17 protein-coding genes, 1 other RNA gene and 1 other annotated feature are annotated in these 20,553 nt (G+C 42.4%); of the genes, 3 read left to right on the plus strand and 15 right to left on the minus strand.

Annotated features, from left to right (window positions below):
- Positions 1–5 precede the first annotated feature (5 nt).
- Entirely contained in the window at positions 6–278 is a 273-nt protein-coding gene (locus tag D0466_RS08095) for a hypothetical protein (protein WP_117321989.1), read from the plus strand.
- Here the strand turns inward: D0466_RS08095 and D0466_RS08100 are convergent.
- From D0466_RS08100 to D0466_RS08115, 4 genes are all read right to left on the minus strand, one after another.
- Entirely contained in the window at positions 275–1,789 is a 1,515-nt protein-coding gene (locus tag D0466_RS08100; protein ID WP_117321990.1) for a glycosyl hydrolase family 18 protein, read from the minus strand. The genes D0466_RS08095 and D0466_RS08100 overlap by 4 nt on opposite strands.
- Positions 1,790–1,926: 137 nt before the next feature.
- A complete protein-coding gene (locus D0466_RS08105; protein WP_117321991.1) occupies positions 1,927–3,477 on the minus strand; it encodes an oligosaccharide flippase family protein in 1,551 nt (516 codons plus the stop codon).
- Between the two features lie 63 nt (positions 3,478–3,540).
- Positions 3,541–4,623 carry a polysaccharide pyruvyl transferase family protein gene (locus D0466_RS08110; protein WP_117321992.1) on the minus strand — a complete coding sequence of 361 codons (1,083 nt, stop codon included), beginning with the start codon at positions 4,621–4,623 and terminating at the stop codon, positions 3,541–3,543.
- 39 nt (positions 4,624–4,662) lie between these two features.
- Positions 4,663–5,760: a glycosyltransferase family 2 protein gene (locus D0466_RS08115; RefSeq protein ID WP_117321993.1), complete on the minus strand. Its 1,098-nt coding sequence runs from the start codon at positions 5,758–5,760 to the stop codon at positions 4,663–4,665.
- A gap of 667 nt (positions 5,761–6,427) precedes the next feature.
- On the opposite strand from D0466_RS08115, the gene D0466_RS08125 reads away from it, so the two are divergent.
- Positions 6,428–7,618 (plus strand): MFS transporter, encoded by a 1,191-nt coding sequence (locus D0466_RS08125; RefSeq protein ID WP_117321995.1) that lies wholly within the window; start codon positions 6,428–6,430, stop codon positions 7,616–7,618.
- A gap of 48 nt (positions 7,619–7,666) precedes the next feature.
- Here D0466_RS08125 and D0466_RS08130 read toward each other — a convergent pair whose 3' ends face one another.
- The 10 genes from D0466_RS08130 to D0466_RS22535 all read right to left on the minus strand — a co-directional run bounded on the left by D0466_RS08130 (position 7,667) and on the right by D0466_RS22535 (position 18,242).
- A complete protein-coding gene (locus D0466_RS08130; RefSeq protein ID WP_117321996.1) occupies positions 7,667–8,374 on the minus strand; it encodes an ABC transporter ATP-binding protein in 708 nt (235 codons plus the stop codon).
- Positions 8,374–9,153: an ABC transporter ATP-binding protein gene (locus D0466_RS08135; RefSeq protein ID WP_117321997.1), complete on the minus strand. Its 780-nt coding sequence runs from the start codon at positions 9,151–9,153 to the stop codon at positions 8,374–8,376. The genes D0466_RS08130 and D0466_RS08135 overlap by 1 nt, the downstream gene beginning before the upstream one ends.
- The gene (locus D0466_RS08140) at positions 9,128–10,102 is read right to left on the minus strand and encodes a branched-chain amino acid ABC transporter permease (protein ID WP_117321998.1); all 975 of its coding nucleotides are present in this window, start codon (positions 10,100–10,102) and stop codon (positions 9,128–9,130) included. The genes D0466_RS08135 and D0466_RS08140 overlap by 26 nt, the downstream gene beginning before the upstream one ends.
- A 13-nt stretch (positions 10,103–10,115) precedes the next feature.
- Positions 10,116–10,994: a branched-chain amino acid ABC transporter permease gene (locus D0466_RS08145; RefSeq protein WP_117321999.1), complete on the minus strand. Its 879-nt coding sequence runs from the start codon at positions 10,992–10,994 to the stop codon at positions 10,116–10,118.
- Positions 10,995–11,132: 138 nt separating this feature from the next.
- Positions 11,133–12,317: an ABC transporter substrate-binding protein gene (locus D0466_RS08150; protein ID WP_117322000.1), complete on the minus strand. Its 1,185-nt coding sequence runs from the start codon at positions 12,315–12,317 to the stop codon at positions 11,133–11,135.
- Between the two features lie 343 nt (positions 12,318–12,660).
- Positions 12,661–13,428 carry a tRNA threonylcarbamoyladenosine dehydratase gene (locus tag D0466_RS08155; protein ID WP_117322001.1) on the minus strand — a complete coding sequence of 256 codons (768 nt, stop codon included), beginning with the start codon at positions 13,426–13,428 and terminating at the stop codon, positions 12,661–12,663.
- Positions 13,429–14,126: 698 nt separating this feature from the next.
- Positions 14,127–14,311: non-coding RNA, 6S RNA (ssrS, locus tag D0466_RS08160), on the minus strand.
- 94 nt (positions 14,312–14,405) lie between these two features.
- Positions 14,406–16,202: an aspartate--tRNA ligase gene (gene aspS / locus D0466_RS08165; RefSeq protein ID WP_117322002.1), complete on the minus strand. Its 1,797-nt coding sequence runs from the start codon at positions 16,200–16,202 to the stop codon at positions 14,406–14,408.
- A 12-nt stretch (positions 16,203–16,214) separates the two neighbouring features.
- Entirely contained in the window at positions 16,215–17,486 is a 1,272-nt protein-coding gene (gene hisS / locus D0466_RS08170; RefSeq protein WP_117322003.1) for a histidine--tRNA ligase, read from the minus strand.
- Positions 17,487–17,731: 245 nt separating this feature from the next.
- Positions 17,732–17,971 (minus strand) — a binding site (T-box leader).
- Between the two features lie 94 nt (positions 17,972–18,065).
- Complete coding sequence (locus D0466_RS22535; RefSeq protein WP_199484517.1) at positions 18,066–18,242, minus strand: hypothetical protein; 177 nt, start codon at positions 18,240–18,242, stop codon at positions 18,066–18,068.
- A 174-nt stretch (positions 18,243–18,416) separates the two neighbouring features.
- On the opposite strand from D0466_RS22535, the gene D0466_RS08175 reads away from it, so the two are divergent.
- On the plus strand, positions 18,417–20,030 hold the full coding sequence (locus D0466_RS08175; protein ID WP_117322004.1) for an SH3 domain-containing protein: 1,614 nt from the start codon (positions 18,417–18,419) through the stop codon (positions 20,028–20,030).
- Positions 20,031–20,094: 64 nt separating this feature from the next.
- On the opposite strand, the gene dtd is transcribed toward D0466_RS08175, so the two are convergent.
- The gene (gene dtd, locus D0466_RS08180) at positions 20,095–20,544 is read right to left on the minus strand and encodes a D-aminoacyl-tRNA deacylase (RefSeq protein WP_117322005.1); all 450 of its coding nucleotides are present in this window, start codon (positions 20,542–20,544) and stop codon (positions 20,095–20,097) included.
- Between the last annotated feature and the right edge of the window lie 9 nt (positions 20,545–20,553).

Genomic DNA, 20,553 nt, shown 5'->3' on the forward strand with positions numbered 1-20,553 from the left:
TTGAAGTGAGTAATTTGAAAGCCATCTTATGCTGGCTGGATGGCCACATAAATATAGCTTTTATTCAGATGAAAGCATTACATGCGGAAAGAAAAATCAGGGCTCTGAAAATTAATTCTTATGTAAATAGTAAACTTAAAAACCTTGTAAAAGTGGACCATTTTGCAGATGAATGGTTCATTTTCTTACGCTTCGATAGTTGTAAAAAAATAAAAGGTGCCAGTTTACTCAAGTCAATAAGTAGGACTGGCACCTTGAAAATGTTGATTATCTATTAGTTAAAATGATAAACTCCCCAGATATCCGGCGTTTCAGAGCCTATATACCATGCGGCTGCTCCGCCTAAATGGTTTTCCCTAACAATATCCATGCGAAGCTCAATGGATTTTTTGTCTTCCACCCAAATTTGATGCTTTTCTCCATTGGCTGTATACTCTACATAGTTTTGTTTGGTTTTTTTATCCCAGACCTTAACGAGTCCCTTTGACGAAATGATCTGCTCAGCCTCAGCCATCGTCCGATCGATGCTTTTCACGTTGTTTGTTGATAAATTGGTTACCCATTCCCTTGTGTAAAATGGTACGCCGAGAATGATCTTATGTGAGGGCACGTCATTCTTCAACAGGCGAATTCCTTCTTTGGTCCACGGCATGGAAGCCACAGATCCTGCTACCGGGCTGCCGCCCCAATGCTCATCATACCCCATCATTATGATATAATCCGCAATTTTTCCAAGATTTTTCCGATCTAAACTTCCCGACCAGAACGGGTCTCCATTTTCCCGCGTAACATCGACCGATACCAAAATGCCATGCGGTTGCAAAGCGTTTTTAAGCTCGCCAATGAATCGTACATAATCACGTTTGTTTTTAATATGAATATTTTCAAAGTCCACATTAATCCCATCGCTGCCCGATTGAACCAGAGAATCGCGAAGAGTTCTAACCACCTTTGCACGCTTCTCGGGGTCACTAAGAATGGAATCAGTCAGCACAGGGTCAAATCTATTCCCAAAAAGCGGCCAAACTTGTTTCCCCTGTGCATGGGCCGCCTCAATATATTTTGTATCAACGGAAACGGATACCATCGTGTCGGTATTGTTCAGTGAATACGTTCGGGGAGACACGACATTAAGATTTGGCTGGTTCATTTGTTTCATATAGGTGTCGGCACTGCCATTATATTTCCAGCCCATAACGATTTGCTTCTTCGCAGTTTGTTGAAGAAGGGATTTTTTTACCCAGCCCTTCTTGCCGCCTAACAGCTGGACCTGGCAATAATAATCAGGAATGTTAATCTTTTGCCTGATAGTAAGTATGGTTGTCTTTAAGTTGTTTAGCTTGGTTAAATCGCTTACCGTTACTCCGTACTTTACTGAGAGTTTGTATAATGTATCACCAGAAACCACCTTATGGACAGTATAATGTTGAGGAATTTTCAATTTCTGCCCAACGCTGATTCTCATAGTTTTTAAATGATTTGCTTTTTGAAGTTCAGCAACTTTAACTCCATACTGGTCGGCAATGATCCTTAGTGTGTTGCCTGATGCTACCGTATGCATGATTGAAGAGGCTGAATCGCCCGCTACAGTAGCAATGACCGGGTATTGCTCACCTTTCTTCAACACCGATACAATAGTAGAACCTTGTTTCGGCAAGGAATAAACATGTGCCTTTTCCACCTTAATCGTTCCTATGGAAAGGGTTTTTCCCGCTGCTCCTTCATTGTCCGGGAAAATGCTGACAAAGAGCAAGCAAAACACAATGAAACTACCAAAAATCTTTTTCATTCAGCGATTTCTCCTCGGAATATTATTTCAACTTTCCTAGTTTACTATCGCTTGAAGCTAAATGAATAGAGGTACTTTGTGGAAATGCAACAGAAAAATCACTAATAAGTAATAAGAATGTAAAAAAATTACATGCTTTAATCGCCCATTGGCACCGTATCTGATCGTTCAGATTTTTTTTTCACCTTACGAAATTCATTTGAAAACAGCTTTTTCTCATAAACATTCATTCCAAAGAACCACATCATTAATACATATAAAATACTGAATAAAATACATTGTATGATCAAGGACACCCAGGACGTACCTGGTATTACTAATAATGCGGCTCCTATCGTAATAGCACCAATCAATGATAGGAATAATCCGCTCAATAATTCTTTAAAAAATCTTGTAATATTCAATTTCACTTTATAATGATAATAAATATTCATTGCTACTATGTTGCCAAACACCAGGGATAGTGTTGTACCTACTGCCGCCCCCATGGAACCATATAATTTTGCTAAAAAGATACTAATAAATACATTAACAATGGAAATACAAAGATAAGCAACTGCCCGAAATCCATGCATATTTTTAGCTTGCAGTATGGATATACCGATGGTTTGGGTTAAAACGACCATAAGAGGAATCATGACTAAAAGCGATATCAGCCAAGAGCTTCCGTATTCAGGACCTGCCCACAGTAAAATGAACCTTTTTCCAAATAATATAAAACCGCCTAAAATAAACCCTAGTATTAAAAATTGCAACCGGCCGGTTTTAATTAGCAGATCTGTCAATTCTTCACCAGAAGCATCATTGACCACCATTTTTGTTATCCTGGGAAGAAACACACCGGAAATCGCGGTTGAGAAGGTAATGAAATATTGCCCGAATACCATACCAGTCGCAAAAATCGCAACTTCGCTTGTACTGGCTAATACACCAAGGACCATGTGGCCAATTCTCCAATAAATTTGATCAACCACCACGCTGATAAATATCAAGGAAGAATACGAGAAAATTTCTTTGAAGATTGACTTATCGAAGCTATGGGAACGAATTCGGATTTTCAATTTTAAAAAAGCATAGGCCATATTTAATAACATCAGTGAAATATTAAGAATCGCATCGACCATTACAATTGCTACTGCTTTGTATCCCAATGACAACAGAATCAAAATAACCGATGCTCTGATCAGTGTCCTTGAGATCGTCAGTACACGAGGGAAAACAAACTTTTCATACGCTGTTATGATTCCTGTAAACAAATTCATCGGCAATGTCAATGCAAGGTTAATAACCAGTATGAAAAACATTACTTTCGCTAGCTTAATCTCATTCAACGTCAGGGAATTTCCGAAGATAGTATCCAAATTTATAAATAGTACCGCGCCTATTACGAGAAGTACGAATGAAAGAATCGAATATAATAGGAAAGTTGAAAACAAAAAATTTTCTTCGCCTTTTTTATCATGTTCTGCGCGAAATTTTGCTACGAATCGAATAGTAGCGTTACCCAGCCCAAAATCCAGTACAGCTATATAGCCTACCAATGCACCTATAAGCATATATAAACCATATTCTGACTGCCCCAGATTCCGCATGATGAAAGGAGTGAGAATTAAATTTGTGATATTGGTAACCAGGAGTGATACATATGATAAGTAAACTCCAAACTTCAGCTGATTTATTTTCATCATTAACTCCCATACAACAATATCTAAACTGAACGAAGTCTAGAATTTTTTTAGTTAAGTTTCAAGCTATGACAAATAGTTATCCAATACTTCAAAATGTTTCTCAGCGTTAATGGCTTGATTAGAAACATCTATTACATTTGTCTCCATGCTCTTAAAAACATCTTCTGCCTTCAGTGAATCGATACTGCTAAAATCAGTATAATTCCCTTTAAAACCAACGTCGTTCATAACATTTGTCATTTTGTCGCTATAAACAATCGGAAAAACTGGTTTGTTATAAACCCAGCCTAAGATCATGGCATGGAATCTTGTCGCAACGCCAAAACTTGATTTAGCTATAATTTCTAATGTTTCTTCTATATTCCATTTATAAAAATGTTTATTTACCATCGTTACATATTGATCGGGAATCCTGTCCACTATTGTCTCGACAGCTTCTTTATCCCCTTCCAACTCACAAAAGGACATAAGAGTCACTTCATATCCTCTTTCAATAAAATAAACGGCAATATCTTTCATTTTTTTATAATAAACCTCATCGTAGTTGGCTAGGTTTTTTCTAGATGGCTTTATAACCGACATGACAATATGATTGTTTTTTTCCTGGTTAATGCCTTCCCTTCTCATTTGAAATAGGATATCACTTGCCATCCTGACATTAGGTAAGTCATTGAACTGATCATAGGAATATTTCTCTCTAAAACAGATATCCGTATAATCTTTAAACAGCTCCTTATATTCCAAATAGAAGTCCCGATCTTGAAAAGGCCCGAAATTCGCACCCAGAAGGAAGAAAGGTTTATTTCCGACTCTCATGTTCCTTACGTTTTGTAGAGCTTCTCTCCATTTTTCGCCCTGGATGAATAGGGAACCTCCAATATAGACCCCCATATCACAGCTTTGAGCGGCGAGTCTACGAAAAAAAGCCTTAGTTTTAAAGGCTTTAAGCGCAAAATTAATACCCCTTATCATAAAGGAATCCCTAGGAACAATCGTTACATTATTTTTTTCTTTAAATAAAGTTTTATATTCTTTCGGAGCGTATAAATAAAATTTTGTGTTGGGATACCTCTCACACAAGACTTTAATAAATAAATCATCACCTAAATTAAAAGTTGTATATGCATACACCATGACTTTTTTCATTTCATCAACCCTTTTTATAAAGTGACTAGAATATAATGTTTACACCATACCAACTTTGTTTCTGCTGCTATTTTTACTAGTGAATGTTTTTACTAAGTCAAATAACGGCCTAATTTTGTTCCGAGTAACACCTTTCAATTTAAAAAAGTAATAGATGCCGTTAATTGATTTATGTTGAATCAAGTATCCAATCAATTGTTTCTGTAGGTTCCCATCCTTAAAATACAGGAAGTTTTCCCGGACATAGTCATCGTTAATAATATTGCTTATCTGCCCTTTTTGTTCATTTGTAGTGAGGTTGCTGCCATCATGAAACAAATTACTAAAGCAGCGGACTATACTCTTGGCGTAAGTCGCTTCAACAAAATCCCTATTAACCCCTGTATAACTATTTGTTTCCTGTAATAAATCCCTAATCTGCCGGAAGAGCATTTGCTGATTTTCGAAATAGCCTTTTTTAAAGCTTCGTGTAAGGGAATTGTTATTAAAAATTATATAATTATATAATGGATCAGTAATGACACTTATCTGACCGCAAACCTTGATGTACGCAAGATTGAATAAAAGATCCTCACCCATGTTGAGCTCTTCTATAAAGCTTATATTAAATTCTTTTATGATATCTTTCACGTATAATTTGTTCCAAAGCGGATTAATCATTTGATTGTTATACAATTCTCCAAAGCATTCAATAAACTCAGTGTGTTGCAATGTACCCTGGGTAAGTGGAACTCTTTTTGTTATTGTAGTATTCCCATCATTAAGTTCTATTGAATGATAACCACATAGTACAAGTTGTACCGTATTGTTCATTGCTTCAACCAAATTTTTAGTCATATCCGCTTCCATACTATCATCAGAGTCGACAAACTGAATGTATGTCCCCTGTGCGGCTTTGATCCCATTATTTCGCGCAGCGGAGGGACCGGAGTTTTCTTGATGAATCACTGTTATACGATGATCATTTTTTGCATATTCATCACATATAAAACCACTTTTATCCTTTGAACCATCATTGACTAAAATAAGTTCCAAATTTTTATATGATTGATTTAAGATAGAATCTATACATTTGCTTAGGTACTTTTCTGCATTGTAAACCGGCATGATTATACTCACCAGACTTTGATATTCCATAATTGTTCACCTGCTTCATCTTATTTTGACTATTTCTTATAAATCTACACAAGGGTGAGCTTCAAAATATAGTAAGCTTGTAATCCTGAAAAATAGCCACCACAAGTCTCTAAACAATTTATGAACCTAAAATTGAACGAAACATCGTTCATTTAATCCTTTAAAATACACTTCTCTCTAGCCTATACATTTTCACTAATTCTCATCAGCAGCACTTCATTTTCCGTGTTTTGCTTTACCAGGTGGTAAAAATGGACACCTGGAAGTCATATTCATTGAATTGTTTTAAGTCTATATTTACTCTTGCTAGTATTGAGATTGAATTTTTCAAACTCCCGAATGCGTCTCTTACCTTGCTTGTCCACGCCTTTACTTTTAAAAACAATGAGTATTATAGCATGGTATGTTCTCTTACCGAGTTTCTTGTCGGAATCTTAATAAATATGTTGTAAGTCCTTTACTAATTATTAATATTACCCTGTAATATTTAAATGATTTTGTCATAAGCTTCGTCCGCCATTATTATAGAGCTCCATCTGTTTTCCTTGTTTTAAATAAAGATCAGTTTTTATAAAAAGCTTTATGAATAACAGAATGAGCAAAATAGTTAGCGGCCCGAAGTAATCTCCTGTAAAATGGTAGTAAATGACTTTTGAGGAGGCCTTGCATGAGTGAGTCAGTAGCGAAAGGAATCACGGAAACCTCAGATAAAATATGGACGCGTGATTTTATCCTGGTCTGTATGGCCAATTTTTTTATTTTTCTCGGCTTCCAGATGACATTGCCGACCATTCCCTTGTTCGTTGAGCATTTAGGGGGGAATGATCAACTGATCGGATTCGTGGTTGGAATCTTTACATTTTCTGCCTTGCTGATAAGGCCCTATGCTGGCCATGCTTTGGAAACAAAAGGGAGGAAATTTGTCTATTTGTTCGGGCTTGCCATTTTCGTCCTTTCTGTTGGATCATTCGGACTTGCAACCGGGATTATCTTCCTGTTTGCCCTGCGGATTATCCAGGGGATTGGCTGGGGTTTTTCGACCACTGCTTCAGGGACCATAGCGACGGACATCATCCCGCCAAAGAGGCGTGGGGAAGGCATGGGATATTACGGGCTCTCGGGCAACATTGCACTTGCGTTCGGGCCCTCGCTTGGTTTGTCTTTGACCGGAGCGATTAGCTTCACCCAATTATTTTTAATATGCGCAGCGCTGGGATTGGCAGCAGTTCTGTTATCATCAAGGATTACATATAAAAAAGCCGAACAACCGCCTGCCAAAACGGTACATGTCAAATGGGACATCTACGAAAAAAGTGCCTTACAGCCTTCGATCCTGCTTTTCTTTATCACGATAACCTTTGGGGGCATTGCCTCGTTTCTCCCGTTATACGCAGCTAAAGAGCATGTAGCCGGCATCCAATGGTATTTTCTTTTTTTCGCCCTTGCTTTGATGTTATCGAGGACGTTCGCTGGAAGATTATATGATTTGAAAGGCCATCGGGCTGTTTTCATCCCTGGATGCATGTTGATCCTGGCAGCGATGCTGCTTTTAGCCTGGCTGCCAAACAGCGGCATTCTTTATACGGCAGCTGTGCTTTATGGATTGGGATTTGGCTCCATACAGCCCGCATTGCAGGCTTGGTCCGTTGAAAAAGCGGAAGTTCGTCGTAAAGGAATGGCGAATGCCACTTTCTTTTCATTCTTTGACCTCGGAGTCGGGGTTGGGGCCATGGCTTTTGGACAGATCGGCCATTGGTTAGGTTACGGAAGCATTTATATTACATCAGCGTTTTCAGTGCTGATATCCATCATTCTTTATTTGGTTTTGCTTCGCAAAAACAGTGTTAAGGAAGCATAATTCAAAAAAAGCGGCATCCCCTTTTATCAGAAAGGATGCCGCTTTTCTTTAATGTCCACCTAGATAAGCCATCTTGATCTGTTCGCTTGCTGTTAAATCTTCCGCATCACCGGATAGGACAATTCGGCCGGTTTCTACTACATAGGCCCTGTCGGCGATGGAAAGCGCGAGGTTCGCATTTTGTTCGACGAGTAATATTGTCGTGCCAGTCTGGTTAATTTCCTCGATAATCCGGAAAATGGTTTTCACAAGCAAAGGAGCAAGTCCCATGGATGGTTCATCGAGAAGCAAAAGGCGTGGTCTAGCCATCAGGGCGCGACCCATCGCAAGCATCTGCTGTTCCCCTCCTGAAAGGGTACCCGCCTGCTGTTTCAAACGTTCAAGCAATCGCGGGAACAGTTCATATACCTTATCAAGATCCTGTTTGATTCCAGCTTTATCTTTGCGGAGGAAAGCACCTAGTTCAAGATTTTCTTCCACCGTCATATTCGCAAATATCCGGCGCCCTTCCGGGACATGGGAAATCCCTTGCTTCACGATCGTCTGTGCAGCCTTTCCTGCTATTGATTTTCCTTCATACAGGATTTTGCCGTGTTTTGGCTTTAAAAGTCCCGAAATCGTTTTTAACAATGTACTTTTACCGGCGCCATTTGCACCGATCAATGTCACGATTTCCCCTTCATTTATTTCCAGCGTTACACCTTTTATGGCCTGGATATTACCATAGAATACATCGATTCCTTCTACCTTTAACATTAGGAAACCTCCTCGCCGAGATACGCTTCGATAACTTTTGGATTATTCCTGATTTCTGCAGGCGTACCCTGTGCGATCAGCTGGCCGTGATCCAATACATAAATTCTTTCGCAAACACCCATTACAAGCGGCATATCATGTTCGATTAACAGGACTGTCAAGTTGAATTTCTCCCTTATGAATCCAATAAGCTTCATCAGCTCTTGAGTTTCCTGAGGATTCATCCCCGCGGCCGGTTCATCGAGAAGCAAAAGCTTTGGGTTTGCGGCGAGGGCACGCGCGATTTCAAGGCGGCGCTGCTGCCCATACGGAAGGTTTTTCGCTTTTTCATCCATGAAACGGTCAAGATTGAAAATTTTCAAAAACTCGACCGCTTGTTCATGCATTTCCTGCTCGCCCTTAAAATGTCCCGGAATCCGCAAAATGGAACTTGGAATCGAATGCTTTGCAAGGGAGTGATAGGCTACTTTTACGTTATCGATAACCGAAAGCTCACTGAACAAACGGATATTCTGGAATGTTCTGCTGATTCCTTTTCTTGTTATCTTAAAAGGCGGCTGTTTGTTCAGCCTTTCCCCATTTAGGGAAATGCTGCCTTCTGTTGGCACATAAACACCTGTAAGCAGGTTAAAAAAAGTTGTTTTACCTGCGCCGTTCGGCCCGATAAGGCCGACCAGTTCCCCCGGAAACAATTCTACGTTTACGCCTGATACGGCCTTCAAACCTCCAAACTGGATGCCGGCGTTGTCTACCTTAAGCAACGGTGTGTTGTTTGCCATCCCCAGGACCTCCCCCGATGTCTTTCTTTTTCTTGAAGAATGAAGTGAATTCTTTCGTACCCATTAATCCTTGCGGACGGTAAATCATCATGACGATCAGGATGATGCTGTAGATGACCATCCTGGTTTCAGGATAATCCTGAAGGAATGTCGAAATGATTGTAAGCAATATAGCTGCGATTACAGCCCCGGACATGCTGCCAAGCCCGCCAAGAACCACGTAGATCAAAATATCGAACGATTTTAAGAAACCGAAATTTGAAGGCTGGATAATATAGAAGTTGTGGGCATATAATGAACCTGCAATACCGGCAAAGAAAGAACCAATCACAAATGCGATAACCTTATAATAGGTTGTGTTGATTCCCATTGCGTCTGCCGCCGTTTCATCTTCGCGGATGGAGATACAGGCGCGCCCATGCGTTGAATTCGTGAAATTCCTGATAACCAAAATCGTGATCAGTACACACCCAAACACCCACGGCCAGGTAGTTAAATGTGACACCTGCATGCCGCTTGCCCCGCCAACATAATCAATATTCAAGAATGTGATCCGGACGATTTCCCCAAAACCAAGCGTCGCAATTGCCAAATAATCTCCCTTTAGCCGCAAGCTCGGAATGCCGATAATAAGCCCGGCAATCGCGGCTACAATCCCGCCAACAATGATAGACACAACGAATGGCTGCTCCATCTTCATTGTCATGATCGCGGAGGCATAGGCTCCTACAGCCAGAAATCCCGCATGGCCGATCGAAAACTGGCCGGTAATGCCAATGATTAGATGCAGGCTGACCGCAAGGATAATATTAATGCCCATAAAGAAAATCGTATTAATATAAAAACCATTTAAATAAGCACCGTTGATCAAAAATTGAATGACTGCAAATAGGATAATAGACAATGTGATCGAGAGCCAAAAACCTTTTGCACGTTTTAGAATAGTCATCGCTTTGTCTCCCCTATACTTTTTCTCTTCTATTTTTTCCGAACAATCCTGATGGAAGGAAGATAAGGATTAAGATAAGTACAATAAATGCCACCGCGTCCCGCCATAAAGAGTACCCTGCAGCACTAACGAGCGATTCGACAACCCCCAATAGCAATCCTCCAACCATTGCCCCGGGAATAATTCCGATACCGCCGAGCACCGCAGCAACGAATGCCTTTAATCCAGGGATTATCCCCATCAAAGGCTCAATCTTGCTGTAATAAATCCCAAAAATGACACCGGCAGCGCCTGCCAGCGCAGAACCGATCGCGAACGTAGCCGAGATTGTATTATTCACGTTGATGCCCATCAGCCTGGCTGCTTCAGCATCAAAGGAAACCGCACGCATCGCTTTCCCAATTTTCGTTTTATGCACGACGAACTGTAAAATGATCATTAGGACGACGGATGTAAGAAGAATGAAGATTGACTGGCTGTTGATCGATACGCCTAGAATCGAAATCTTTTCAGTTGGGAGCACATCTGCCGGATAAGCCTCCGGTTGTGCACCGCGAAAATAAATAAAGCCGTATTCTATGAGCAACGATACGCCGATTGCCGTGATCAATGCCGCAATCCTGGTCGCGTTACGCAATGGCTTGTACGCGATCCGCTCAATGATGACACCGAAAAGGGCGGTCACAGCCATTGTTAACAGCAGTGCTGGAAAAAAAGTCAAATCAAGTATCGTTATGGAATAAAAGCCAACGAATGCCCCTACCATAAAGACATCGCCATGCGCAAAGTTAATCAGCTTAACAATTCCATATACCATGGTGTAACCGAGAGCGATAAGGGCATATATGCTGCCGAGAGATATTCCGTTAATAAGCTGTTGTATCAGTTCCATTTTCGTCTCTCCTTGGATAAACGCTATTTTTAAAACTTCTTAAAATAAATAGGGGGACAGGCCCCTGTTTTCCAGAATCCTGTCCTGCCTATTGAAAACTCGAACCTCCTGCCTTTATCAGGGAGCCGAAATTCCGTATTAAGGATTAACCTTTGAATCAAATGTTTGTTTACCATCTTCATATTTAAGAATGGATGCCGGTTTAATCGGATCATGCTGTTCATTCAAAGTGACTTGTCCTGACACTAATGCAAGATCCTTTGTTTCCGCTAATGCTTCTTTGATTTTTTCAGGGCTTGCATCACCAGCACGCTTGATGGCATCAGCCAGCAAATATGCGGTGTCGTAACCAAGTGCAGCAAATCCATCCGGCGTTTCATTGTATTTAGCTTCATATGCCTTTACGAAATCCTGTACCTTAGGGTCTTTGTCAGCAGCGGAATAGTGGTTAGTGATGAACGTATTGTTCAATGCTTTGCCGCCAGCTATCTCAACAAGCTTCGGTGAATCCCAGCCATCGCCGCCCATGATTGGCACATCTATGCCGGCTTCACGGGCTTGTTTCACAATTAAGCCTACTTCTTCATAATAACCAGGCAGGAAGATGAAGTCCGGCTTAGCTGATTTGATCCGTGTAAGTGTCGCACGGAAATCTGTATCCTTGGCAACATATGCTTCTTCCGCTACAATTTTGCCGCCATTTTTTGTATAAGACTCCTTGAAGGCTTTAGCCAGTCCTTTTGAATAATCACTTGCGGTATCAATGAACACAGCAGCATTTTTGGACTTGAATTTGTCTGAAGCAAAGTTCGCAGCAACTGTTCCCTGGAACGGATCGATAAAGCATGTCCTGAACACCCAATCATTTACTTTGCCGCCCTTGTTCGTGATATCAGGGTTTGTTCCTGTCGGAGTGATTAAAGGGAGCTTGTTATCTGTCGCGATTTGAACCTGCGCCAAGGTGTTAGTACTCGTGGCAGCACCAACGATTGCAGCAACCTTATCTTGCGTTGCGAGCTTCAAGGCGCCGTTGGTAGCCTCGGCAGCGTCCGACTTATTGTCGACTTTGACCAATTCCAGTTTCTTGCCGTCGATTCCTTCTTTGTTGATTTCCTCAAAAGCAAGCTCTAATCCCTGAACTCCGGATTGGCCATAAGAAGCAACCCCGCCCGACAATTCCATGTTAGCACCGATCTTTATTGTGTCTCCGCCTCCGCTTCCGCCAGACCCGCCGCTTTTTTCAGCGCCTCCGCAGCCCGCCAGAAGAAGTGTGGCACTTAATGATAGTGATAACATTACACCGCCAATCTTTCTTTTTTTCATGCAATTCTCCCCCTATTTTTCATAGTTTTTGATTTTGCATATTCTCTAGAGTGTGTGATTCTGCGAGCTGAAATATGCAAAACTTTTAAAAATAATCAACCTTGCAAATAAAAATAATATTCTGAAAATATTCTACTCTATTCTAGGTAATTCGTCTATATATATTTTATAAATTATTATTTTGACAAAATCTCTATTACTATAGTAAAATGCGATTTTCTGCTTTAATCTATTAAAGCGCTTATACATCAATTATTCTTATATAGTTTTTAGCATATGTATCGTTATCGGAAATGTAAAAACCCAAGCTGTTTTCAGCTTGGGCTCAGCATATAGTATCCAATTATTTTTCGTCGCTTACACGCTCAATCCGTATATCTTTAAGAATTTCGCGGACAACCCAGCTGGCAGCTATCAAACCGGCTACCGATGGGACGAATGCATTGGAGGATGGCGGCATTTGGGCTTTCCTTATTTTGGCGGCATCGTTCCCTACCTCCTTACGGACCTCTTCCCTGATGACAATCGGGCTTTCATCGGAGAAAATGACCGGAATGCCTTTTTTGATTCCTTCTTTGCGAAGCTTCGTGCGTATCACCTTGGCAAGCGGATCTGTATGGGTCTTAGAAATATCGGCAATCTGGAATCGTGTGGGATCCATTTTATTGGCAGCTCCCATGCTGGAAATCATTGGGATGTTCCGTTTCAAGCATTCTTTCATCAAATGGATTTTATATATGATGGTGTCGGAGGCATCCACCACATAATCAAGCCCGTAGCTGAAGAACTCTTCATATGTTTCTTCCGTATAGAACATCTTTAACGAGATGACTTCACAATCGGGATTGATGTCTTTAATCCGTTCCTTCATCAAATCTGCCTTAAACTGCCCGACAGTGGATAACAATGCAGGAAGCTGCCTGTTTACATTTGTAATGTCGATATCATCCTTATCCACTAAGACAAGGCGGCCGATTCCTGAGCGGGCCAGGGCTTCCACCGCAAATGACCCTACGCCTCCAACACCGAGGATTGCCACTGTTGTATTCTTTAATTTCTCTAACCCTTCTTTGCCAATCGCTAACTCATTGCGCGAGAATTGGTGCAGCATATCTATTCAACTCCAACTGAAATCTCTTTACCCTATATCGTTCCCTTTCAAAAATATAACATAAACATCAATAAAAACAAGTTTTCCATAGGTGTCTTTTATTATCACTGATTATCCCCTTTTTCCTTCCTATTTTTATTTAACTCTTCCGTTCTTAATTAAGAAAGAAATTTAGCTTTATCGAAAATTAAAGAAATAGGGAAGCAGGTTATTCGTCCTAGAACTTCTTTTTATTATTTAGATAATATTGGTAGGAATAGTCTATATACGCTTTTCTATTTTCTGTGTACGATTTTCCTTGCGGGATGTTATTTTTTTGAATATTCTAAACTCGGATTAGGAGACTGATTATTTGAAAAAGAAGAAACTGATTGCATTGTCTTTAATTGGTTTAATGTCACTGGGCTCAATAACGTCGGTCGCCTTGCCTGCCGGCGCTGTTGGTGAAGGGCCAAATTACGGAGTTTAAAGAGTTCCAGCCTGATGTTTTTGTTGATGTCCATCACCGAGGGTTCAATACCGTAGCCGTCTGCCAAGCCTTTAAATACTTCATAAAGAGGCGCTTTGACTGTCTCCTAATAGAAACTGGCATAGGCACCCGTTCACTCAGAACGGATGTCTTTTTCATTTATAACGAAAAAACCCGAATTTAATTCACTTTGTAAAAAATGAATTAAATTCGGGTTTTTAAAGGGTGTAAGAGTCCCGATCGTGCCGTTTATGCCTTTGTTTTGAACCCGCTCTCCGCAGGTGGGTGCTCGGTTCCGCACTTTTGTAAGTCCTCTCTTGGGAGGCATTTACGCAGCCCGGAAACTTGGGGCTCCCGTAACTATAAGTGTTCGGTCAAAACTTATAGGTTAAAGAACGTACACATCAGGACTCTTACTAACTTGAGAGTATCATATCACACTTGTTGTTTTCGTTTCAAGCGAACAGAAATAGGAAATTTTTCACATTTTGAGCTTCTATTTCAATGTTTATTTTGCTTCCCCGGATGGCACCTTCTCCGGCTTTACCGCAAGTTTCAGATGAAGCTCTTCAAGCTGCGCCTCGCTCACTACACCTGGTGCATCTGTAAGCAAGTCACTTGCACTGGCTGTTTTCGGGAAGGCAATCGTATCCCGAAGGTTTGTGCGCCCTGCAAGAAGCATGACCAGGCGATCCAATCCCAGCGCAATTCCACCGTGAGGAGGGGTTCCGTATTCGAAAGCTTCCATCAAGAAGCCAAACTGTTCATTCGCTTCTTCCGGAGAGAAGCCGAGTACTTTAAACATTTTTTCCTGGATATCCCGTTCGAAAATACGCAGGGATCCTCCGCCAAGCTCATAGCCGTTCAATACAAGGTCATAGGCCTGGGCACGGACGCTTGCAGGGTCAGTATCCAGCTTTTCCAGGTCATCCCTTTCCGGCATTGTGAACGGATGGTGGGCAGCGAAATAACGGCCGGCCTCCTCATCATATTCCAATAACGGCCAGTCGACGACCCAAAGGAAATTGAACAAGCTTTGGTCGATAAGGCCTCTTTCCTTTCCAAGCTTTAAGCGGAGGGCGCCGAGGGCATCAGCGACAACGCTTTTCTTATCTGCGACAAACAGCAGCAAATCCCCCTCGGATGCTTCTGTAGCTTGCATTAACTGCTTCTGGTCCTCTTCGTTAAAGAATTTCGCAATTGGCCCCTTTAATCCATCTGCCTCCACTTTTAACCAGGCGAGGCCTTTTGCGCCATATACAGCGGCAAATTCCCCTAAAGCATCGATATCTTTTCTGGAGTAGTCTGCCGCACCGTTTTTCACGTTCAAGGCTTTTACTTCACCGCCATTTGCAACGGCGCCGGAGAATACCTTAAAGCCGCTGTCTGCAACGAGTTCGGAAACATTGATCAGTTCCATGCCAAAGCGTGTCTCCGGCTTATCCGAACCAAAGCGGCCCATGGCTTCATCGTATGTCATTCTTGGGAATGGAAGGCTCACATCCAGGCCTTTCACTTCTTTCATGACCTTTGCCATCATGCTTTCTGCCATCGACATGATGTCATCCTGGCTCATGAAGCTGGTTTCAATATCAATCTGAGTGAATTCCGGCTGTCTATCAGCGCGCAGGTCTTCATCACGGAAGCAGCGGGCAATCTGATAATAGCGTTCTACCCCGGAAACCATCAAAAGCTGCTTAAAAATTTGCGGCGATTGAGGCAGTGCATAGAATTCCCCTTCGTGAACACGGCTTGGCACCAAGTAGTCACGAGCGCCTTCCGGTGTACTTTTTGTCAGGATTGGGGTTTCAATATCCAAAAAGCCTTCTCCATCGAGGAAATCGCGGACTGCTTTTGTCGTTTGATGGCGCATTTTTAAGGCATTGAACATGACAGGCCGCCTTAAATCCAAATAGCGATATTTTAAGCGGATGTCTTCTGATACCTCCGTTTTGTCCGCAATGGCAAATGGAGGTGTTTTTGCTTCATTAACAATCTTGACGGCTTCGGCCTGAATTTCAATTTTTCCGGTGCTGATATTCTGGTTTACATTTGATTCGTCACGGGCAATAACAGTCCCTTGAATATCAAGAACATACTCAGTGCGGATTTTTTCCGCTATTTCCAGCGCTTCCTTTGAAACATCCGGGTTGAATACAACCTGGACAATCCCTGTCCTGTCCCGTAAATCAATAAAAATCAACCCGCCAAGGTCTCTTCGTTTTTGAACCCATCCTTTTAATGTTACCTTTTCCCCGATAGCTTTTTCTGTGATCTCGCCACAGAAGTATGATCTGCCAAACATCCCGTTTCCTCCTTAACCTTTTAGCTTCTTAAAATCTTCGACGAAGGAAGCAAGATCCATTTCTGTCTGGATGCCCGTTTCCATATCTTTTAGATTGATTTTATTATTTGATAGTTCATCATCGCCAAGGACAGCCACATATTTTGCATGAAGCCTGTCTGCTGATTTGAACTGTGCTTTTGCTTTTCTGTCGAGATAGTCCTTTTCCACTGTAAACCCTGCATTTCTTAGCTCGTATGCAAGCTTGACGGTATAATCCTGTGCTGCATCCCCTAGTGAAACGAGGTAGCAGTCGATTCCCGGATCGATCGGGAGTTCCACTTTTTCCGCCTCCAGTGCGGCAATCAACCTCTCAATGCTTAACGCAAAGCCGATTCCAGGGGACTCAGGGCCGCCTATTTCCTCAGCAAGGCCATTGTAGCGGCCGCCGCCACAAAGGGTCGTAATTGCCCCAAAGCCTTCTGCCTCGCTCATGATCTCGAAAGCGGTGTGGTTGTAATAATCAAGCCCCCGCACAAGGGTCGGATCTACAACAAACTCGATGCCCAAATCCGTTAAATGCTTTTGAACCTTTTCAAAGTAAACCTTCGATTCCTCATTCAGATAATCAAGAATCGAAGGAGCAGTTTTCATCAGCTCATGATCCCGGTCTTTTTTACAATCGAGGATCCGCAGCGGGTTTGTCTGCAGGCGATTCTGGCAGTCGCTGCAAAACTCCCCGATTCGCGGTTCGAAGTGATCGACCAGGGCATTTCTGTGATTAGTTCTGCTTTCCTTATCTCCAAGGCTGTTAATCACAAGCCTTAGCTTTTTCAATCCGAGCTCCCTGTATAAGCCCATGGCCAGTGAAAGCACCTCTGCGTCAATTGCTGGGTCCGCACTGCCAATTGCTTCAATTCCGAATTGGACGAATTGGCGGAAACGGCCTGCCTGAGGGCGTTCATAACGGAACATCGGCCCGATGTAGAAAAGCTTCACCGGCTGGTTTGCCCAACCGAACATTTTATGCTCAATATACGACCTCACGACAGCAGCTGTACCTTCAGGGCGCAGGGTTATATCGCGGCCGCCCCTGTCCTGGAAGGAATACATCTCCTTTTGGACGATATCAGTGGTGTCCCCGACACTGCGAAGGAATAATTCTGTGTGTTCAAATATTGGTGTACGGATTTCCTTATATTGATATCTTCTGCATAAATCACGAGCAGCATTTTCGATGTACTGCCAGATTTCCGATTGGCCAGGAAGGATATCCTGGGTTCCGCGCGGCATTTGTATTGACATGTTGTGTTCCTCCCTCTTGCAACTGAAATAGTTCGTCTATACAGCATGTAGTTGACGAACAAGATGGTTTTAGTGATAAAGGCTTGAATTAACCCGATAATCCACATAAATAAGCGAGAAGCTTAATGAATTAAGCGATACATTCAATAATTAAGCGAAAAAGCAGTTCATTTAAGCGGAGCGATTTTTTTCATGCTAACAGAAAAGAACACAAAAAAAACCCCCGTCCCTGTAACCATTACGTTACAAGGGACGAGAGTTGTTCCCGTGGTGCCACCCTTATTGAAGCAGGCGCGCGCGCATGCTTCCGCTCAAAAACAGTTAACGCCTGTCTACGTTCATCTCCTACTAAAGGGTTGCCTTTTTCAGAGCGAAGCCTACGGAGTGTTCTTTCCTTAAGCCATCATGTGGAAATGCTTTCAGCCCAGGGCATTTCCTCTCTTTTCATGTGGATCTTAATTACTCTTCTCCATCATTGGTTTTGAATTAGTATGTATTATATTTATCTAATGATAATGACGGATGCAGAAAATGTCAAGATAAACAGGGGAAATTGCACCGTCCATGTTTTCCCGCTTCCTAGGATCTGCCGAGGCGCCTCTTGAGATTTCTGGCATCCCGCATAGTAAGGCCGAATTCAGAAGCTAATTCGATTAAATTGGCTCCTTGTTCTTTTTGGATAAAATCATGAAAGTCGACACCCAATAGCTGGTTTTCCCCGTTTATGCTGGTTTGCCCTTTTTCACTGAATTTCATTTTAACACCCCCGCATTGAAATTATTTTTTGTCGGCAATTATCGTAAATATGAATCATAATTCCTATTCTTTCCTTACCGCCGAATTTTTTTCATTCTGCAGGAGGGTTTTTTAAAGAAAAATTGAATTTGTTTCTCTCCACCGATTACATCGTTTTATTTAGGGGAGATCGTAATGGCTATTTTGCATAAAGGAAAAACAGCCCTGTATTCGTTGCTGTTTGCCACCGCGCTTTATCCTATGGGACAAGCGGAAGCGGTCGAAAATGGCGAAGCGGTCGTGCAACGGAATCATATCAATATGCGTGAAGGTCCTGGAGTAAGTTACGAGGTTGTTGAAAAAATACCTTTTGGAATGTCCTTCACGATTGTGATGGAAGAAAATGAGTGGCTTAAAATCCGAACTTCGGATGGGACGGAGGGCTGGGTTGCGAAATGGCTGGCGAAAGCGGATAGGAACCTATCTGCCGATTCCGCTCAATCCATGGGAAAGGGCATCATCAAAACAGAGGATGTCAGGGTACGGACCGGGCCCGGCACTTCCCATAATCTTGTGGGCTCCTTAAAACAGGGAAGCACGGTTGAGATTCTGGCGCAAAATGGGACCTGGATCCAAATAAAAAATCAGGATTTGGCAGGATGGATTCTTGAAGATTTTATTGGCCAAAAAACAATCATTGTCAATCAAAAAACGGAAACATCAGCAGAAACGGTAGTGACAGAAACGATAAATGTCCGGACTCACGCTTCACTTCGAGGACAAGTGCTAGGGAAGCTTGAAAAAGGCAGCAAGGTGAAAATCAATACCGTGGAAGGCAATTGGGCAAAAATAGCCTATAACTCAGCTTACGGCTGGGTACATAAAGATTACCTTTCTTTATCGGGGAGCCCTTTGAATGATTCGCCTGAAGAAGGTTCAGAGAATGAGAGAAAAAATCCTGGCACTAAGGACAATAGGAATTTTATTGACAGGGACAAGGAACGAAATATATCTCCTCAAATTTCCTTAAACCAATTGCCTGCAAATGGCGAGGCAGTGATTACACAAAACGGCACCAATATAAGAACGAGACCTGACGTCCAATCTCTCATCATGGCAAGAACCTTTGTCGGGGACAGATTCAAGATTATTGGTTCAGAGGATGATTGGTATAAGATCCGGCTGGAAAGCGGTGCAACGGGATATGTGGCCAGCTGGGTCGTATCGGTTTCAGGGGATGCCCCACGAGTGAAGAGGCACGGCTCCGCGCAACATCTTTCAGATAAATTAATCGTAATAGATCCGGGCCATGGCGGAAGGGACCGGGGCACTAAAGGCGTGCAGGGGACTCAGGAAAAGAGCCTCACATTGGAGACCGCCTTGATATTAAGGGACAAGCTGGAGGCTGCAGGGACAACTGTCATTCTGACCCGGAGTTCGGATTACTATTTATCTTTGCCTGCTCGGGTGAGGGTTTCCCACTACCATAACGCAGATGCATTCATCAGCCTGCACTATGATTACGCAAGAAATCACCTGGTAAGCGGCGTCACAACCTATTACTATCATTCCTATCAAAAATCATTGGCTGCCTGCATAAGCAAATCTCTCGGTTCCTCGCTGCGGGTTATTAACAGGGGGTACCGATTTGGGGATTATCACGTCGTGAGGGAAAATGAAAAGGCAGCGGCATTGCTGGAACTTGGGTATTTGAGCAATGGGGCGGAGGAAACCAGGCTAAATTCCAAACAGTATTTGGAAAGTATTTCAACGGCTATATATACAGGGCTCGAGGATTACTTTAAGTAGCTCTATGCAGAAAGGATCTTTCCTTTCTGCAAAAAAAACCCTTGCCTAGAGCAGGCAAGGATTTTCATTTCTTTTCTTTGCTTTCCACAATGATGGTCACAGGTCCGTCATTGGTGAGCTGCACGTCCATCATGGCACCGAAGATTCCGGTTTCTACGGTTATGCCTTTTTTTCGGAATTCTTCATTCAGGAGCTCATACATAGGGTTCGCCTCTTCCGGCCGGGCCGCTTCCATAAAGTTGGGCCTTCTCCCTTTCCGTGTATCACCATATAACGTAAATTGGGAAATTGAAAGGATTTGGCCGCCTATGTCAAGCAATGATAAATTCATCTTTCCTTCGCTATCCTCAAAGATGCGAAGATTGGCAATCTTATCGGCTACGTAGGCAGCATCATCGGCATCATCACCGTGTGTTATCCCAACCAGCAGGACAAGGCCGTGATTGATTTCTCCAACGGTTTCCCTATTTACCAGTACTCTGGCTTCTTTCGAACGCTGTACTACAACTCGCATCGTTGGGCT

Source organism: Peribacillus glennii (genome assembly GCF_003429105.1).
Taxonomy (GTDB): Bacteria; Bacillota; Bacilli; order Bacillales; family DSM-1321; genus Peribacillus; species Peribacillus glennii.

What these genes read in the sequence shown, in the direction of transcription:
- D0466_RS08135 (WP_117321997.1), bottom strand. Translation starts at nt 9,153, where the DNA reads ATGGCAAACAACACACCGTTGCTTAAGGTAGACAACGCCGGCATCCAG.
- D0466_RS08115 (WP_117321993.1), bottom strand. Translation starts at nt 5,760, where the DNA reads ATGGAATATCAAAGTCTGGTGAGTATAATCATGCCGGTTTACAATGCA.
- D0466_RS08150 (WP_117322000.1), bottom strand. Translation starts at nt 12,317, where the DNA reads ATGAAAAAAAGAAAGATTGGCGGTGTAATGTTATCACTATCATTAAGT.
- D0466_RS08145 (WP_117321999.1), bottom strand. Translation starts at nt 10,994, where the DNA reads ATGGAACTGATACAACAGCTTATTAACGGAATATCTCTCGGCAGCATA.
- dtd (WP_117322005.1), bottom strand. Translation starts at nt 20,544, where the DNA reads ATGCGAGTTGTAGTACAGCGTTCGAAAGAAGCCAGAGTACTGGTAAAT.
- D0466_RS22535 (WP_199484517.1), bottom strand. Translation starts at nt 18,242, where the DNA reads ATGAAATTCAGTGAAAAAGGGCAAACCAGCATAAACGGGGAAAACCAG.
- D0466_RS08125 (WP_117321995.1), top strand. Translation starts at nt 6,428, where the DNA reads ATGAGTGAGTCAGTAGCGAAAGGAATCACGGAAACCTCAGATAAAATA.
- D0466_RS08100 (WP_117321990.1), bottom strand. Translation starts at nt 1,789, where the DNA reads ATGAAAAAGATTTTTGGTAGTTTCATTGTGTTTTGCTTGCTCTTTGTC.
- hisS (WP_117322003.1), bottom strand. Translation starts at nt 17,486, where the DNA reads ATGTCAATACAAATGCCGCGCGGAACCCAGGATATCCTTCCTGGCCAA.
- aspS (WP_117322002.1), bottom strand. Translation starts at nt 16,202, where the DNA reads ATGTTTGGCAGATCATACTTCTGTGGCGAGATCACAGAAAAAGCTATC.
- D0466_RS08155 (WP_117322001.1), bottom strand. Translation starts at nt 13,428, where the DNA reads ATGCTGCACCAATTCTCGCGCAATGAGTTAGCGATTGGCAAAGAAGGG.
- D0466_RS08110 (WP_117321992.1), bottom strand. Translation starts at nt 4,623, where the DNA reads ATGAAAAAAGTCATGGTGTATGCATATACAACTTTTAATTTAGGTGAT.
- D0466_RS08105 (WP_117321991.1), bottom strand. Translation starts at nt 3,477, where the DNA reads ATGATGAAAATAAATCAGCTGAAGTTTGGAGTTTACTTATCATATGTA.
- D0466_RS08175 (WP_117322004.1), top strand. Translation starts at nt 18,417, where the DNA reads ATGGCTATTTTGCATAAAGGAAAAACAGCCCTGTATTCGTTGCTGTTT.
- D0466_RS08130 (WP_117321996.1), bottom strand. Translation starts at nt 8,374, where the DNA reads ATGTTAAAGGTAGAAGGAATCGATGTATTCTATGGTAATATCCAGGCC.
- D0466_RS08140 (WP_117321998.1), bottom strand. Translation starts at nt 10,102, where the DNA reads ATGACTATTCTAAAACGTGCAAAAGGTTTTTGGCTCTCGATCACATTG.